The sequence below is a fragment of the Marinobacter mangrovi genome (assembly GCF_016798325.1).
Classification (GTDB): Bacteria; Pseudomonadota; Gammaproteobacteria; order Pseudomonadales; family Oleiphilaceae; genus Marinobacter_A; species Marinobacter_A mangrovi.
The window spans coordinates 60,135-76,009 of record NZ_JAERVO010000008.1 but is presented as its reverse complement, the minus strand read 5'-3'; the positions used below and the strand labels follow the sequence as shown (position 1 = coordinate 76,009).

General features: G+C 61.9%; 14 protein-coding genes. 10 read left to right on the top strand and 4 right to left on the bottom strand.

Translation table 11 applies throughout. The annotated features are described in order from the left end of the window. Positions 1–50: 50 nt before the first annotated feature. Positions 51–860, top strand: coding sequence for an exodeoxyribonuclease III (locus JL474_RS19615; protein WP_203143533.1), 810 nt, complete (start codon positions 51–53; stop codon positions 858–860). 74 nt (positions 861–934) lie between these two features. Here JL474_RS19615 and rph read toward each other — a convergent pair whose 3' ends face one another. Continuing rightward, entirely contained in the window at positions 935–1,651 is a 717-nt protein-coding gene (gene rph / locus JL474_RS19610; RefSeq protein WP_123636706.1) for a ribonuclease PH, read from the bottom strand. 178 nt (positions 1,652–1,829) lie between these two features. On the opposite strand from rph, the gene JL474_RS19605 reads away from it, so the two are divergent. The 5 genes from JL474_RS19605 to JL474_RS19585 all read left to right on the top strand — a co-directional run bounded on the left by JL474_RS19605 (position 1,830) and on the right by JL474_RS19585 (position 6,668). After that, entirely contained in the window at positions 1,830–2,696 is an 867-nt protein-coding gene (locus JL474_RS19605; RefSeq protein WP_203143531.1) for a YicC/YloC family endoribonuclease, read from the top strand. A 102-nt stretch (positions 2,697–2,798) separates the two neighbouring features. Then, on the top strand, positions 2,799–3,446 hold the full coding sequence (gmk, locus tag JL474_RS19600; RefSeq protein ID WP_123636708.1) for a guanylate kinase: 648 nt from the start codon (positions 2,799–2,801) through the stop codon (positions 3,444–3,446). A gap of 116 nt (positions 3,447–3,562) precedes the next feature. Then, positions 3,563–3,775 carry a DNA-directed RNA polymerase subunit omega gene (gene rpoZ / locus JL474_RS19595; RefSeq protein WP_123636709.1) on the top strand — a complete coding sequence of 71 codons (213 nt, stop codon included), beginning with the start codon at positions 3,563–3,565 and terminating at the stop codon, positions 3,773–3,775. 207 nt (positions 3,776–3,982) lie between these two features. Beyond that, on the top strand, positions 3,983–6,139 hold the full coding sequence (locus tag JL474_RS19590; protein WP_123636710.1) for a RelA/SpoT family protein: 2,157 nt from the start codon (positions 3,983–3,985) through the stop codon (positions 6,137–6,139). A gap of 142 nt (positions 6,140–6,281) precedes the next feature. Beyond that, complete coding sequence (locus JL474_RS19585) at positions 6,282–6,668, top strand: RidA family protein (RefSeq protein WP_123636711.1); 387 nt, start codon at positions 6,282–6,284, stop codon at positions 6,666–6,668. A 4-nt stretch (positions 6,669–6,672) separates the two neighbouring features. Here the strand turns inward: JL474_RS19585 and JL474_RS19580 are convergent, their stop codons facing one another. Beyond that, positions 6,673–7,533, bottom strand: a complete 861-nt coding sequence (locus tag JL474_RS19580) for an NAD-dependent epimerase/dehydratase family protein (RefSeq protein WP_123636712.1) — start codon at positions 7,531–7,533, stop codon at positions 6,673–6,675. A gap of 87 nt (positions 7,534–7,620) precedes the next feature. Here JL474_RS19580 and JL474_RS19575 point away from each other — a divergent pair, with 87 nt between their 5' ends. From JL474_RS19575 to JL474_RS19560, 4 genes are all read left to right on the top strand, one after another. Next, complete coding sequence (locus JL474_RS19575; protein WP_203143529.1) at positions 7,621–8,586, top strand: hydrogen peroxide-inducible genes activator; 966 nt, start codon at positions 7,621–7,623, stop codon at positions 8,584–8,586. A 4-nt stretch (positions 8,587–8,590) separates the two neighbouring features. Further along, positions 8,591–10,666 (top strand): ATP-dependent DNA helicase RecG, encoded by a 2,076-nt coding sequence (recG, locus tag JL474_RS19570; protein WP_203143527.1) that lies wholly within the window; start codon positions 8,591–8,593, stop codon positions 10,664–10,666. A gap of 99 nt (positions 10,667–10,765) precedes the next feature. Then, positions 10,766–12,142 carry an aminoacyl-tRNA deacylase and HDOD domain-containing protein gene (locus JL474_RS19565; protein ID WP_203143525.1) on the top strand — a complete coding sequence of 459 codons (1,377 nt, stop codon included), beginning with the start codon at positions 10,766–10,768 and terminating at the stop codon, positions 12,140–12,142. 151 nt (positions 12,143–12,293) lie between these two features. Further along, positions 12,294–12,578: a hypothetical protein gene (locus tag JL474_RS19560; RefSeq protein ID WP_203143522.1), complete on the top strand. Its 285-nt coding sequence runs from the start codon at positions 12,294–12,296 to the stop codon at positions 12,576–12,578. A 293-nt stretch (positions 12,579–12,871) separates the two neighbouring features. On the opposite strand, the gene JL474_RS19555 is transcribed toward JL474_RS19560, so the two are convergent. Together JL474_RS19555 and JL474_RS19550 are read right to left on the bottom strand one after the other, a co-directional pair. Next, positions 12,872–13,327 carry a DUF2489 domain-containing protein gene (locus JL474_RS19555; RefSeq protein WP_123636225.1) on the bottom strand — a complete coding sequence of 152 codons (456 nt, stop codon included), beginning with the start codon at positions 13,325–13,327 and terminating at the stop codon, positions 12,872–12,874. A 23-nt stretch (positions 13,328–13,350) separates the two neighbouring features. After that, positions 13,351–15,645 carry a molybdopterin oxidoreductase family protein gene (locus JL474_RS19550; RefSeq protein WP_203143520.1) on the bottom strand — a complete coding sequence of 765 codons (2,295 nt, stop codon included), beginning with the start codon at positions 15,643–15,645 and terminating at the stop codon, positions 13,351–13,353. Between the last annotated feature and the right edge of the window lie 230 nt (positions 15,646–15,875).

The window sequence follows — 15,875 nt, the reverse complement described above, 5'->3', positions numbered from 1 at the left end:
AAAACGGCGTAAAAACGGTATCATACACACAAACGTTTCAGGGAACATCTATGCGGGTAGTATCAATCAGCGTCAACGGCCTTGCGCAGGCTATTGACCGGGGTTTCTTCGACTGGCTGGCGGGTCAGGATGCAGACGTGGTCTGCGTTCAGGATCACCGCATGCGGGTCTATGAATTTGATGATCCCCGCTACGTACCCGAAGGCTATGAAGCCTATTTTATTGATGGTGAGGAAACGGAATACGGCGGCGTCGGCATCTACACCCGTCATTTTCCCAAGGCCATTATTTATGGGTTCGCCAACGAAATGGCGGATCGGGAAGGCCGCTTTATCCAGGCGGATTTCGACAAGGTCAGCGTGGCCTGCGTCCTGGCACCCAGTGCACTGGGTCGGGAAGAAGAACTGATCAGCGACGAGAACGATCTGACGGTGCTCGATCACAAGGACGACTTCATGGAAGCGTTCGGCCAGCACATGCAGAAAACCCTGCGCAAGCGTCGTCAGTTTATCTTCTGCGCCAACCTGCAGACGGCGCATCATGTTACCGATACCAGCCCGCGTTACCACAAACTGGATGTGTCCGGTTTCCTGCCCCATGAACGTGCGTGGCTGGACCGTCTGTTTGACGAAATGGGCTGTGTCGATGCCTTCCGCGAAGTCAACAAGGAAGGGGATCAGTTCACCTGGTGGCCGGAATGGGCCGAAGGCTGGCGCCAGCATGCCGGCTGGCGGACGGACTACCAACTGGCGACGCCGGGCATCCGCAAGACCATCACTGCGGGCTGGATCGACGACGAGACCCGTTTTTCCGACCACGCCCCGGTCATTATCGATTACGACATTGATATCGGGTTCTGAGGGATTCACTCCCATCGGGATCGGATACAAAAAAAGGCCAGCAATCGCTGGCCTTTTTGCATTGAGGGCTTTGGTTACCCCTCCAGCGCTGCCTTCTGCAGTTCGAACAGGTGCTCGATGCTCTGCTTGGCCAGGGCCAGCATGTTGTCCAGCTCGTCCCGATCGAACGGCGCGCCTTCGGCAGTGCCCTGAATTTCAATGAAACCGCCGCGATCGGTCATGATGACGTTCATGTCGGTTTCAGCCGTGGAGTCCTCAGCGTAGTCGAGGTCCGCCACCGGCGTGCCGTCAAAGACGCCGACGGAAATCGCGCCCACCATCTGCACCAGCGGCGAGGCTTTCAGGCGGCCTTTTTCCACCAGGTGGTTCAGCGCATCGACCAGGGCCACGCAGCCGCCGGTGATCGCCGCGGTACGAGTGCCGCCATCGGCCTGGATCACATCACAGTCGATGGTAATGGTGTGCTCGCCCAGCTTGCTCAGGTCAACGGCGGCGCGCAGGGAGCGGCCGATCAGACGCTGGATCTCGACCGTGCGTCCACCCTGTTTGCCACGGGCCGCTTCCCGCCCCATGCGGCTGCCGGTGGAGCGGGGCAGCATACCGTATTCGGCCGTAATCCAGCCTTTGCCGGCGCCTTTGAGGAAGCGGGGCACGTTGTTCTCGACCGAGGCCGTGCAGATCAGTTTGGTGTCACCGAACTCGATCAGGACCGAACCTTCCGCGTGCTTGGTGTAGTGGCGGGTGATTCGGATGTCGCGCGTCTGTTCAGGGGATCGTCCACTGGGTCGCATACCGATTCCTGTATTGGTTGAATGAAAGGATCTGGCCCGGACAGGCCGCATGGGCCGGTTGTCGGGCTGTTGAGAAGCCGCTCAGTGTACCATGGCGGGGGCGTCGACGCAGAGCGTTCGCGGTTGCCGCGAACAGGCTGCTAGAATACATCAACGTCAACGACAGTCCGGAGTTTTCATGATCCGAAGCATGACCGCCTTCGCGCGCAAAGACACTGAGGGGGAGTGGGGCTCGCTGACCTGCGAAATGCGGGCCGTGAATCATCGCTACCTGGAGCCCTCGTTTCGGCTGCCGGAAACCCTGCGGGAACTGGAGAACGGATTCCGCGAATCCTTGCGTCAGCGCCTTGGCCGCGGCAAGGTCGAGATTGGCATGCGCCTGCAGCTGGCCGAGAACGTCGCCGGCGGGCTCGAAGTCAACCTGCCGCTGGCTGAGGAAGTCAACGAAGCGGCCAACCAGATCAACCGGATCCTGGATAACCCGGCCCACATCAACGCGCTCGATATCCTGCGCTGGCCGGGCGTGCTGGAGTCGGCGCAGCAGGATATGGCGCCCGTGAAGACGGCGGCCAAGACCCTGTTTGAGGAGACCGTCAACGAGCTGGTCTTGGTCCGCGAACGCGAGGGCGAGCGCCTGCAGCCGCTGTTCGACAACCGCCTCACCGAGATGTCGGAGTCGGTGGCGGTCGTGCGTCAACGGATGCCGGAACTGCTGGAGCAGCAGGCTCAGAATCTGAAGGATCGCTTTGCGGCGGCGCAGGTGGAGCTCGATCCCGATCGCCTGTCCCAGGAAATGGTGATGCTGGCGCAGAAGTCCGACGTGGCGGAGGAGTTGGATCGCCTCGATGCCCACGTCAGCGAAGTACGCGACACCCTCAAGTCAAGCAAGCCCATCGGTCGTCGGCTCGACTTCCTGATGCAGGAGCTCAACCGGGAAGCCAACACGTTGAGCAGCAAGTCCATCGATGCCGATGTCACCCGTATCGCCGTCAACCTGAAGGTCTTGATCGAGCAGATGCGGGAGCAGGTCCAGAACGTCGAATAGGGCGCTTGGTCCGTCAAAGGTGTCGAAGATCGTCAATCTCCGTATAATGCGGCGCCTCTCGTTATTCTTATTCAGTCATCTTGATTGCCGGAGTTGTATGCCATGAGCCAGGCTGCGGAAAAAGGCACCCTTTACGTGATTTCGGCACCGTCCGGTGCTGGCAAGACCAGCCTGGTGGCGGAGATGCTGACCCGGGACGCACGTCTGCGTGTCTCTGTGTCCCACACCACTCGCCCCATGCGGGAGGGTGAGCAGGATGGCGTGAACTACCATTTCGTCGGCCGGGACGAGTTCGAGTCGATGATCGGCCGCGACGAGTTTCTTGAGCACGCCAACGTGTTCGGTAATTACTACGGCACCTCCCAGGTCTGGGTCGAGGAGACCCTGTTGAAAGGGGAGGACGTTATCCTGGAGATCGACTGGCAGGGCGCCGTGCAGGTTCGCCGGCTGCTGCCGGATTGCGTCAGCATTTTTATTGTTCCGCCGTCGCCGGAAACCCTGCGCCAGCGCCTGACCGGCCGCGGCCAGGATGCACCGGAGGTGATCGAGCGCCGCCTGCAGGAAGCGGCTGACGAGTGCAGCCACGCTTTGGAGTTCGACTACCTGGTGGTCAACGATGACTTCGAGGTGGCACTTGAGGAACTGCTGTCGATCGTCCGTACCCAGCGGCTGCGCGTCGAGGCTCAGGAACAGCGCCACGCGGACCTGCTGGCCGACCTGGTGGCCGGTGGTTCGGCGTATACAAATTGAGCATTTCCGTTTATACTGCGCGGTCTGCCTGAGGGCGGCTCCGGACGGCGCGACCCGTGATAACCGGGCCGGGGCAACTGTTATCCAATCACATTATTTTCGTTTTCGGGGAATTTATGGCACGAGTCACTGTTGAAGACTGTCTGGATCACGTCGATAACCGCTTTGAACTGGTTATGCTGGCAAGCAAACGGGCTCGTCAGATCGCCACCAAGGGCCATGAGCCGATGGTGCCGGAAGAAAACGACAAGCCGACGGTTCTCGCCCTGCGCGAAATCGCGGAAGGCAAAGTGGACAAGGCGCTCGTCGAGCAGGACGACGAAGAGTAAGTCTTCAGTCGCATTGAAATCTGCGCTGCTGCTCTTATAGTAGAGACTACAGGGTCGTTATAAGCGAACGGTCCTGGCAGGGCAACGGAAGACCCGGGTGTAATGCATTCGGGTTTTTTTGTCGGAGTTTCATGCGGAATCGCCGGTTCGAACAACGGGCATTCCCCTAACGTCTCTGGAGGCGCAGTGTCAGCAGGGGCTACGGCGATGACATCCGTCGATACGCTGGCGGATCAGCTGAGTACCTACCTCGATACACCTCGCATCAATCAGGTGCGAAGGGCCTACTATTACGCCGAACAAGCCCACGAGGGCCAGATGCGTCGTTCGGGTGAGCCCTACATCACCCATCCGCTCGCCGTTGCCAATATCCTCGCGGACATGAAGCTCGATCACCAGAGCCTGATGGCCGCCATGCTGCACGACGTCATCGAAGACACCGGCATTCCCAAGGACGCGCTGTCCGAGCAATTCGGCGAAGCCGTCGCGGACCTGGTGGATGGCGTTTCCAAGCTGACCCAGATCGAATTCCGATCCCGCGCCGAAGCCCAGGCCGAAAATTTCCAGAAGATGACCCTGGCCATGGCCCGGGATATCCGGGTGATCCTGGTGAAGCTGGCCGACCGGTTGCACAACATGCGCACCCTTGGCCACATGTCGTTCGAGAAGCGCCGGCGCATTGCCACCGAAACCCTGGACATCTACGCGCCGATCGCCAACCGTCTGGGCATGCACAGTCTGTGTACCGAGCTTGAAGATCTGGGGTTCTCGTTCCTGTATCCGATGCGTTCGCGCTACATTTCCAAGGCCGTTGAAACACTACGCGGCAGCCACCGGGAAATCATCGACGAGATTCGCGGACGACTGGAGGAAAAGCTGAACGAGCGCGGTCTGCCGGGCCGCATCATGGGGCGTGAGAAGCACCTGAACAGCATCTACAACAAGATGAAGTTCAAGCATAAATCCTTCCATGAAATCATGGATGTCTACGCCTTCCGCATCATCACCGACACCACCGACGACTGTTACCGCATCCTCGGCGCCGTTCACAGCCTCTACAAACCTCTTCCCGGACGCTTCAAGGACTACATTGCCATGCCCAAGGCCAATGGCTACCAGTCCCTGCACACCACGCTGTTCGGGATGCACGTGAACATCGAGATCCAGATCCGCACCGAGGAAATGGAGCACATCGCCAATAACGGGATCGCCGCCCACTGGCTCTACAAGAACGACAACTCGTCGGTGCTGGAAGTCAGCCAGCGACGGGTGGATCGTTGGGTCAAGGGGCTGATGGAGATGCGCGAGCGCACCGACGATTCGCTCGAATTCATCGAGAACGTCAAGGTCGACCTGTTTCCGGACGAAATCTACGTGTTCACGCCCAAGGGCAAGATCCTTGAGCTGCCGGCCGGCGCCACGCCGATCGATTTTGCCTACGCCATCCACACCGATATCGGTAACGCTTGCGTGGCCTGTCGCATCAATCGCAACCTGGGCTCCCTGAGTCAGCCGCTGCAGAGCGGTCAGACGGTGGAAGTCATCACCGCACCGGGTGCGCGGCCCAATCCGGCGTGGCTTGGTTTTGTGGTGACCGGCAAGGCCCGCAGCAGCATTCGCCATTTCCTCAAGTACCAGAAGAAGGCCGAGTCGCTGGAACTGGGCAAGACCCTGCTCAAGAAATCCCTGGCCGGCTTTGGTCACAAACTCGGCGATATCGGCGACGATCAGCGCCAGCGGGTCTGCGACCACAATCAGGCGTCCAGCTTTGACGACCTGCTCAGCGACATCGGCCTGGGCAATCGCATGGCCTACATCGTCGCCCGCCAACTGGTGTCCGGTACCGGCGAAGGGGCGCAGGACAGCGTTTCGGCTTCCGATCAGGGCGTCGTCAGCCTGCAGCCCGACGATCATGGGCGAGGCACGATCACCATCCGCGGCACCGAAGGCATGGTCATTCGCTTTGCCAGCTGCTGCAAACCGATTCCGGGCGACCCTGTAGTGGGTGTGATGGAATCCGGCACCGGCATGGTGATCCACAGCGATACCTGCCGCAAACTGCCCGAGAAGGGCGCCGACCGTTCTCCGTTGACCCACCTGAAATGGGCCAAGGACATCACCGATGAGTTCTCGGTGGAGCTGCGCGTGGAGCTGGAGCGCCAGCGGGGCGTGATTGCCGAGTTGGCCAGCGCGGTGTCCATGGCGGATGGCAATATCGAGCGCATCAACGTGGAAGAGCAGAATGCGCGGCTGAGCGTCGTCAGTCTGGTGGTTCACGTCAACGGCCGCCGGCACCTGGCCCGGATCATGCGCCGGGTGCGCAACATCCGCGCGGTGACCCACATCGGCCGGGTTCGCCACTGATTCTCCGGCCCCTTATCCTGACGGCTTCGCCGCGTTCACCGAAGACCCGTTACCGGTTGACAGGGACCGCGGATCCCGGTGAGGATCACTCCTTTTCCTTTGGCAAGCCCCGTTCGCCCGGGGCGATTGAGGCAAGAAAGCGATGACCAACAAATCCGTAATTCAGACAGAAAACGCACCGGAAGCCATCGGTACCTATTCCCAGGCGGTCAAGGCAGGCGACACCGTCTACCTGTCCGGCCAGATCCCGTTGGACCCGGCCACCATGGAAGTGGTCAGTGGTGACATCAGCGTCAGCATCCGCCGCGTATTCGACAACCTGGCGGCGGTCTGCGAAGCGTCCGGCGGCAAGTTGCAGGATATCGTCAAGCTCAACATCTACCTGACGGACCTGGGTAACTTCGCGACCGTCAATGAAATCATGGCGACCTATTTCCAGGAGCCGTATCCGGCTCGCGCGGCCATCGGTGTCGCGGCCCTGCCCAAGGGTGTGCCGGTGGAGATGGACGCGGTCATGGTCCTGAGCTGATCGCTCAGGACGGGCGAATCATTTCCCCATAGCCTGCCCTGAAGTCGGGATAGCGGAAGGTAAAGCCGCTGTCCCGCAGGCGGCGGTTGCTCAAACGCTTGCTGCCGCCCCGACGACTTTCCTGCGTTTCCCCTTCCGGCGCCGGGCATTTCGCCTGCGTGCGAATCCAGTCCGCAATCTCGTCAATCCGTACCGGCTCGGAATCCGTTCCCAGATAGCAGTTTTCCAGCGTGTCGCCCGCCAGCGAGCGTCGAATCAGGTGAGCGGCCGCCGCCGAGGCGTCCTCTTCGTGAATACGGTTGGTGTAGGGCCCCGGTGACGTAGGGTTAAGGCGCCCTGTGAGTACCGACTGCAGGAAGCGCTGACGGGTTGGTCCATAAATGCCGCTGTAGCGAATTACGGTCGCCGGCCAGGGAGCGTCCAATGCCATCCGCTCGCCTTCCAGAACGCGCCGGCCGTTGAAACGCTCCGGTTCGGTGGGGCTGGTTTCGTCCACCCAGCTGTCGTCATTCTGGTGATACACGCCGGAGCTGGAAACGAACAGCAGGCGATTGAGGGACTGTCCGTCTGCTCTCAGCGCCTCGATGAGGTTCTGCAGGCCCAGTACGAAGGCGGCTTCATAACCGGCATCGTCGTAGCTGTTGGGCGTCAGGCAATAGACGACGGCGTCCAGCTCGGGCGGCAGCTGGCCTCGAAGGGTCGCCGGATCCTGCAGGTCCGCTTTGACCGGAAGGATATCCCGGGTTAGCGTTTCGGTATGGCGCTTGAGGCCGAACACCACGGCGTCACTGGCCAGGTTAATGGCGATGCGGCTCCCCAGAGCGCCACAGCCGGCCACAAGAATGCGTGGTTCACTGATTGCCATAGTCAATCTCAATCCTTATGCTGTAAGCCATTAAAGTGTTTCCTGATTCGCCCGATCGAGAGCGTCCAGATTGCCCGGAGTAATTCCATGACCCTGACCGAATTGCGCTACATTGTCACCCTGGCCCGCGAGAAGCACTTTGGCCGGGCCGCGGAACGCTGCCATGTCAGCCAGCCTACCCTGAGTGTGGCGGTGAAGAAACTCGAGGATGAGCTGGGTATTCCGCTGTTCGAGCGCAGCAAGAGCAGCATTCGGGTGACGGAGACGGGCTCTCAGATCATTGAGCAGGCCCAGCGTGTCCTGGACCAGGTCGGGGTGATCCGGGATATCGCCCAGAACGGCAAGAACCAGCTGAATTCTCCGCTCAAGGTCGGCGCCATCTACACCATCGGTCCCTACCTGTTCCCGCATCTGTTGCCGGAGTTACGGCGTGCCGCGCCGGACATGCCCCTGTTTATCGAGGAAGGCTACACCTCGGACCTGCGCAAGAAACTGCGACAGTCGGAGCTGGACGCCATCATCATTGCGCTGCCTTTCGAAGAACCGGAAGTGGTGACGCTACCACTCTATGATGAACCGTTCGTGGTTCTGCTGCCGGCGGATCACCCGTTGACCCGGGAAGAGTCCCTGACCGCCGAGCAGCTGGCCAAGGAACAACTGTTGCTGCTCGGTCCGGGCCACTGTTTCCGGGACCAGGTCCTGGAATCCTGCCCGCCGCTGGAAAATGCCATGGCGGCCCGCGCCTCCGGTGCGGCGGCGCGCCCGTCCCTGGTGACCGAGGGCAGCTCGCTGGAGACCATTCGTCATATGGTGGCCTCGGGGCTCGGCATCACGGTTCTGCCCATGTCGGCGGCGACCGCCATGGAATACCGGGAGGATATCCTGACCGTGCGGCCGTTCAAACCGCCCGTGCCCTTCCGCACCGTGGCGCTGGCTTGGCGGGTCACCTTCCCGCGGCCCAAGGCGATCGATGTGCTGTCACTGGCGGCGAGCCAGTGCCGGGTGATGGAAAAAACGGATCGGGCCCTGTCGGTCACCGCAGCCTCTGCCTGATCCCATGACGTCACTGGAAGAGATTGGCGTCACCACCCTCAAGGGTGTCGGCGCCGCGCTGGCAGGGACGCTGGCGAAACTGGGCATCCACAACCTGCAGGATCTGCTGTTCCACCTGCCGCACCGGTATGAGGATCGCACCCGCGTCATTCCCATCGGCAGTCTCCACGTCGGGGACGTTGGTGTGGTGGAAGGCGAGGTGGTCAAGACCGACCTGGTCATGGGCCGACGACGCAGCCTGCAGGTGACGATGCGCGACGATTCCGGTTTCCTGGTCCTGCGCTTTTTCCATTTCAACGCCTCCCAGAAGAACCAGCTGAGCGAAGGGGCACGGGTCCGATGCTTTGGTGAAGTGCGTCCCGGCCGTGCCGGATTCGAATTCTACCACCCCGAATACCAGATCAACCCGCCCCCCATGCCGGCCCCGGACCAGGCCACACTGACCCCGGTCTACCCACTGACCGACGGCATCCAGCAGCCGCGCCTGCGCAGCCTGTGCCAGCAGGCACTGAAATACCTCGATCGCTATCCGGTCCGGGAGTGGCTGCCGGAATCCCTGCTGGCGGATTTCCAGCTGCCCGAACTCAACCAGGCGTTGCACCTGGTGCACGCGCCGCCGGCAGGCGCACCGGTACCGGCGCTGGTTGAAGGGCGGCATCCGGCGCAGCAGCGTCTGGTGATGGAAGAGTTGCTGGCCCACCAGATGAGCCTGTTGCAGGTGCGCCAACAGATCCAGGCCCGGGAGGCCCTGGCGCTCTTGCCCCAAGGGGATCTCGACGACCGCTTCCGAGAACAGCTGCCATTCAAGCTGACCCCGGCCCAGGAACGGGTGCTGTCGGACATCCGACAGGATCTGAGCCAACCCCTGCCGATGCTGAGGTTGGTGCAGGGCGACGTCGGATCCGGCAAGACGGTGGTGGCGGCTCTGGCCGCGTTGCAGGCGATCGCAGCGGGGGCTCAGGTGGCATTGATGGCGCCGACCGAGATCCTGGCTGAACAGCACTACCTCAATTTCAGCGCCTGGCTGGAGCCGCTGGGACTGTCGCCTGTCTGGCTGTCGGGCAAGGTGAAGGGAAAGGCGAGGCAGGCGGCTTTGGACCTCGTGGCGGGCGGCGAGGCACAGATTGTGATCGGTACCCACGCACTGTTCCAGGCCGACGTCGCGTTCGAGCGCCTGGCATTGGTGATCGTGGATGAACAGCACCGCTTCGGGGTCCACCAGCGTCTGGCCCTGCGAGAGAAAGGCGCCGAGGGCCGGCTGGCCCCACACCAGCTCATCATGACGGCGACGCCGATTCCGCGTACGCTGGCCATGAGCGCCTACGCCGATCTGGACACATCGTTGATTGATGAACTGCCGCCGGGTCGCAAACCGATCGAGACCATCGCCATCGCCGATGCTCGCCGTGACGAGGTCATCGGTCGTGTGGAAGAGGCCTGCCGGGCCGGGCGCCAGGCGTATTGGGTGTGCACTCTGATCGAAGAATCCGAGGCGTTGCAGTGCCAGGCGGCGGAAGTGACGGCGGACGATCTGAAGTCCCGCTTGCCGGACCTGAAAGTCGGTTTGGTCCATGGCCGGCTCAAGGCGGCCGAGAAAGCGGAGATCATGCAGCAGTTCAAGGAGGGTGTCCTGGATTTGCTGGTGGCCACGACGGTCATCGAGGTGGGGGTGGATGTGCCCAATGCCTCGCTGATTATCATCGAGAATCCGGAACGGCTGGGTCTGGCCCAACTGCACCAGTTGCGGGGGCGAGTAGGGCGTGGCCATGAGGCCAGTTTCTGCGTCCTGATGTATCATCCCCCGCTGTCCCGCAACAGCAAGGCCCGCCTCCAGGTTCTGCGGGACAGCCAGGACGGCTTTGTGATTGCCGAGAAGGATCTCGAAATTCGTGGGCCAGGCGAAGTATTGGGTACCCGTCAGACTGGTATGATGCAGTTCCGTCTGGCGGATTTTGAACGCGACAAGGGCTGGATACCGATTATCCGGGAAGCGGCGCCGGCGTTGATGAATGAGTCTCAGCGTGTGGATGCGCTGATCCGGCGCTGGCTGGGGGAACGTATTCGTTACGGGGACGTCTAGAGGGGCAGTGTTCCTGCAACGCAGGCTCGCCTCGAACCGTTCAGTGGCTGAGACCCTATGTCGTCAAAGACCAGAAATAAGCATTATCAGGGGGTAAGCATGGAACTGCCCATCGCAGTTCGGGATGCCCTGCAGGCTGCATCGCGCAATCAGGGTACGCCACTTTTCGAGATCGTAGAGACGCCGGACGCCGCCAATACGCTGCGGATGGTGCCGCTGGAGGATTACGAAGGCAAGTTGCAGGTGATCTGCCGGCAAGGGGATATGCTGGATATCAACCGCCTCAACAAACGGCTGGGTCGGGACCTGCGGGTGATCAGCCGGCGTGAGCTGCGGCGTATCCGGGAACGGTTGGATGTGCAGTTGATTCCCGCACTGCCATCCCTGACCGGCTGGCCCACTGTGGTGGACGAGGCGGTCGAGCAGCTGGAATCTGTCGCGCTGGCGTATGCCCCGGGCGGCCCCCAGGTGGAAATGCCAATCGACGCATTCCGTCGGCTGACGTCCGAGGCCCGGCGGTTGTCGGTCACCGCGCCGGTGGCCTCGATTCAGGTTAACCTGTCCGAGCCCCAGCGGGATCGCGAACAGCTGCATTCCGCGCTGGAGCGCTTCACCAACCTGCGCATCCGCCAGCGTCTCGAAGACACCCTGGAACTGCCCCCATTGCCTGAAACGGCACAGCGGATCATTCACCTGCGGGTCAATCCCAACGCGGTGATGAACGATCTGGTGGATATTGTCGAGAGTGACCCCAGTCTGGCGGCCCAGGTGGTCAGTTGGGCGTCCTCTTCCTTCTACGCCGCGGCCGGCCAGGTTCGCTCGGTGCACGATGCGGTGTCGCGGGTGCTCGGTTTCGAGCTGGTGATGAACCTGGCCATGGGCCTGTCGCTGGGCCGCGCGCTGAAAGCGCCCGAAGACGAGCCCGACGGCTACATTGGCTACTGGCAGCAGGCCATCTGGCAGGCCCAGGCAGCCGGTGTCCTGTCGGCGATGATGCGCCGCGGCGAACGGCCGTCTTTCGGGCTGGCCTACCTCGGAGGGCTGCTCCACAATTTCGGCTACCTGTTACTCAACCAGGTCTTCCCGCCGCATTTCCGGGTGGTCTGCCGCACGCTGGAGGCCAATGCCTGCCTGGACTCCAGCGTGATCGAACAGCATATCCTGGGCATCACCCGTGAGCAGATTGGCGCTCAGTTGATGGAGAACTGGGGCATGCCGGATGAGGTGGTTGTGGCCCTGCGCAACCAGAAGAATCCGGACTTCGATGGTGAGCTGGCCGTGTACGCGCAGCTGTTGTACCTGGGGCGCATGCTGCTGATTGAGCGCGGCATCGACCTGGGCGCGCCGGCACCGCTGGATCCGGCTCTGTTCGAGCGCCTGGGGCTGGATCCGGATAAGGTGGCCGGGCAGTTCGATGAGCTGGTCGAAAACCGGGACAGTATCATGGCGATGGCCGGGATGATGCAGCAGTCCTGATCGTCTTACCAAGACTGCGGTTCCGGCCGCAGTCTTTCCCCGATTTCTCCTACCAATTCCTTTCCTGTGGTCTACATTGAAAATAAAGGGAACCGGTTAGCAGTCGGGATGCAACGGAGTGTGAGACGCTTGGCCTGCGCGGAGGTGTCCAATGGATCGGCTCATCTTCAACTCCGGCGGTATTTACCACCTGTACCAGCTTGAATCCCACTTCAGGCATCGTGGCGGACGCCATTACCACCTGGCCGACACCGATGAATGCCTCGAACTGCTCAGGGTGACGGCCCATTCTCCAGACCGTGTTATCCAACGCCATTTCCAGGCGTTTCTGGAGCAGCTGGACCCCACACTGATCGATGCCCTGCGCCAGGAAGGTGTCGATTGGGAACAGGCGGCAAAAGACGCCGGAGAAACCGGATTCAACAGCCTGTCCTGATCGGATTCAGGCCACTCGAATACATCAGCCGTCGCCCAGGCGCCGGCCGGGAATACTCAGGTAGATCTGCATAAGCGGGTGATTGCCGGCCTCAGGGCCGGCTTTTTTATGTGGGGTAGGTTACGGGCCTGAGTAGGGGGAACATGGCGGGGACGTTATTGGGCACCTGCGGCGCCTCAGACGCTAAAGCGTCTGCGACACGCTCGAGTAAGCCTTTAATGTAGCCGACGCTTCCGCTTCGGAGCAGCCCAACGGGCTGCCTGTCTCTCCCGCGGCGCGCGGGAACCACCGTCTTAAAACTGATGATACCGAATCGCCGTCGCCGCTCGCCGAATGGCATCCGCATGGGTTTTCTCCAGTTCAAACCGCTGCTCGTCCAGTTTACGGATGAAGTGTGACGCCGTGTCCTGCCGAGCCTGATGCGTCGGCATATGCTCCAGCGCATCGTGCATCTCCTGGAAAATGCGGTAAGGCGATTGCTCCAGCAGTTCCGGCGCCAGGTGATCCAGCAGCCCCTTGAGGCGCAGGCAGGCTTCGGAATATTCCACCTGGTCCTGTTCCACGGACATCGCGAGAACCCGGACGCTTTCAATCATCTGGTCACGGCGTTGCTGCCGAAAGGCTTCGTTACGCGCTGTCTGCTGGTTCTGCTGCCGCAACAGCCGGGTCCGTTGCCAGATAAAGCGGGCCAGTAAGGCAATCACGGCCAGCCCGGCAATAATCAGGACCCATTGTATCCATTGCGGCATGCAGCGCCTCCTTGAGTGTTGGTTCAGGCCCGCTGGCGGTCTTCCGCCGGCTGACGGGCGCGGATCTGGACGGTCTGTCCATTCAATACGGACGTGCCGCTGACTGGATCGACCTGATCGTCGCAGATCACGTCATTGATGCTGGCCCCGGCGTGGGCAGTGGCCACCCGCTGGGCGGTGCCCGAGCGATCATGGCCCCAGCCATGGGGGATCGACACGACGCCGGGCATGATATCTTCCGTGATCTCGGCGGGGATCACAATCGAACCGACCGCCGAAGTCACTTCGGCTTCCGCGCCGTCGGTCACGCCCAGGCGCTGTGCGTCGGACGGGTGAATCATCAGCGTGCAGCGGGATTTGCCTTTCACCAGTCGCTGGCTGTTGTGCATCCAGGAATTGTTGCTGCGGACGTGGCGGCGCCCGATCAACTGCATCTCGCTCCCGGGCGTGGCCATCAAAACCTCGTACAGCCGGGGCAGATCGTCCAGGTAACGCCGCGGGGCCAGGTTGACCATGCCGTCCCGGGTGTAGAGCCGGTCGGGCAGGGAAGGGCGCAAGGGGCCGAGATCCACGCCGTGTGGCTGCTCACGCAATGTGGCCAGCGACAGGCCTTTGGGCAGATCCTGCCAGCGACGGTCCAGCGGGCTCAATCGGGTGAGATGTCGCAAGGGGTGGCGCTTGGGAAGGACCGCTTCGATCAGGTCCGTGGCCGGCTGCAGCAGAGGCTGTAGTCGGCCCACCGGTTGCCCATAAGGCCCCGTGCGCAGGGCCACATCCAGCAGCGTATCCGGCCCCAGTCGCTTGAAGGCCTGCCAGCCCAGCTCCTGCCGGAGCCCCAGACGGCCCCCTTTTTTCAGCCGCTCCAGGCGGTGGGCGAGTGCCAGCAGGATCTGCCAGTCGTGGCGGGCGTTGGCCGAGGGTTCGAACAGCGGCTCGCTGAACTTCGCCACATTGCGCACCGCCATCATATTGAAGATCAGGTCGTAGTGGCTGCGCTCCAGGGCGTGGGTGGGCGGCAGGATAATGTCGGCGTGGCGGGTGGTTTCATTCAGGTAGTAATCCACCGAGACCATGAAGTCGAGTTGATCCAGGGCCTGCTCCATGCGGGTGCCGTTGGGACTGGACAGGACGGGGTTGCCGGCGATGGTGACGAACGCCCGGATCTGGCCGTCGCCTGGAGTAAGGATTTCGTCGGCCATGGCACTGGCGGGGTATTCGCCGCCGAACTCGGGGAGTCCCTTGACCCGGCTGTGCCGGCGACCAATATGCCCGCGCTGGCCGGATAGGGCGCCCAGCGCCACCAGATCGACCGCGGGCTGTGTAAACATCAGGCCCCCGGTGGCATCCAGCTTGCCGGTCAGGATATTCAGCAGGTAGATCAGCCAGGTGGCGATGCCGCCAAACGACTGCGTGCTGGTGCCGATCCGGCCATAGAGGACCGCCCGCTGCGTGGTGGCCAGCCGGCGGGCGAGAATGCGGATCTGGGTGGGATCGACGCCGGTATGACCAGCCACGGCTTCGGGCGCGTAGGGCAGGCAGGCGAGTCGCACCAGGTCCAGATCGCGGCTCCAGTGTTCGGCGGTACCGAGGTTGACCAGGTCTTCATCGAACAGCGTGTGCAGCATCCCCATCAGTAACAGGGCATCGCTACCGGGCCGCACAAAGTGGAATTCATCGGCTTCGCGGGCGGTCTCGGTGCGCCGCGGATCAATCACCACCAGTTGGCCGCCTCGCGCCTTGAGGGCTTTCAGGCGGCCCCGGAAGTCCGGCACGCTCATCAGGCTGCCGTTGGAAGCCATGGGGTTGGCGCCGATGCAGATCATCAGTTCGCTGTGGTCGATGTCCGGTATCGGGAACAGGACCTGGTGGCCAAACATTTCCAGGTTCGCCAGCATATGGGGCAGCTGGTCGTTGGAGGTCGCGGAAAACCGGTTCTGGGTGCCCAGGGCCCGCAGGAAGGGCAGCCCGGCAATCATGGCGCCGTGGTTGTGGACGTTGGGGTTGCCCTGATAGGTGCCCACGGCGTTGCGGCCGTACTCGCGGCGGATCTGGTATAGACGTTCGGCAACGAAATCGAAGGCCGCGTCCCACTCCATTTCCTCCCAGCCGTCGGCCGTGCGGCGCAGCGGCCTGGTCAGGCGATCCGGATCGTTGTGCAAATCCTGCAGCGCGACCGCCTTGGGGCAGATGTGGCCGTGGCTGAACGGATCGTCCGCATCGCCCTTGACCGAGGCGATCTGCCCGTCCTTCACTTCGATGGCGACGCCGCACATGGCCTCACAGAGGTGGCAGGTGCGGTAGTGGATGCCGTTATCCATGCTGATCTCTCCCGGTTTGTTATTGTCGCTGTGGTGGTTATTCTGGTTTTTTTAGGCAACCAGATTAGCAGGAATGTGGGTGGAGTTGAAAAGGCCGGCCATTGGTCATCCGTTGGGCGGCTTTGACCCATTAGAGATGGGCGGCAAACGATAGGTTGCTGTGGACATATCTGAATTCATACCTTGGGGCTGAAACCCATGGACACCATCGCTTCCGCCGCCCTAGAGGG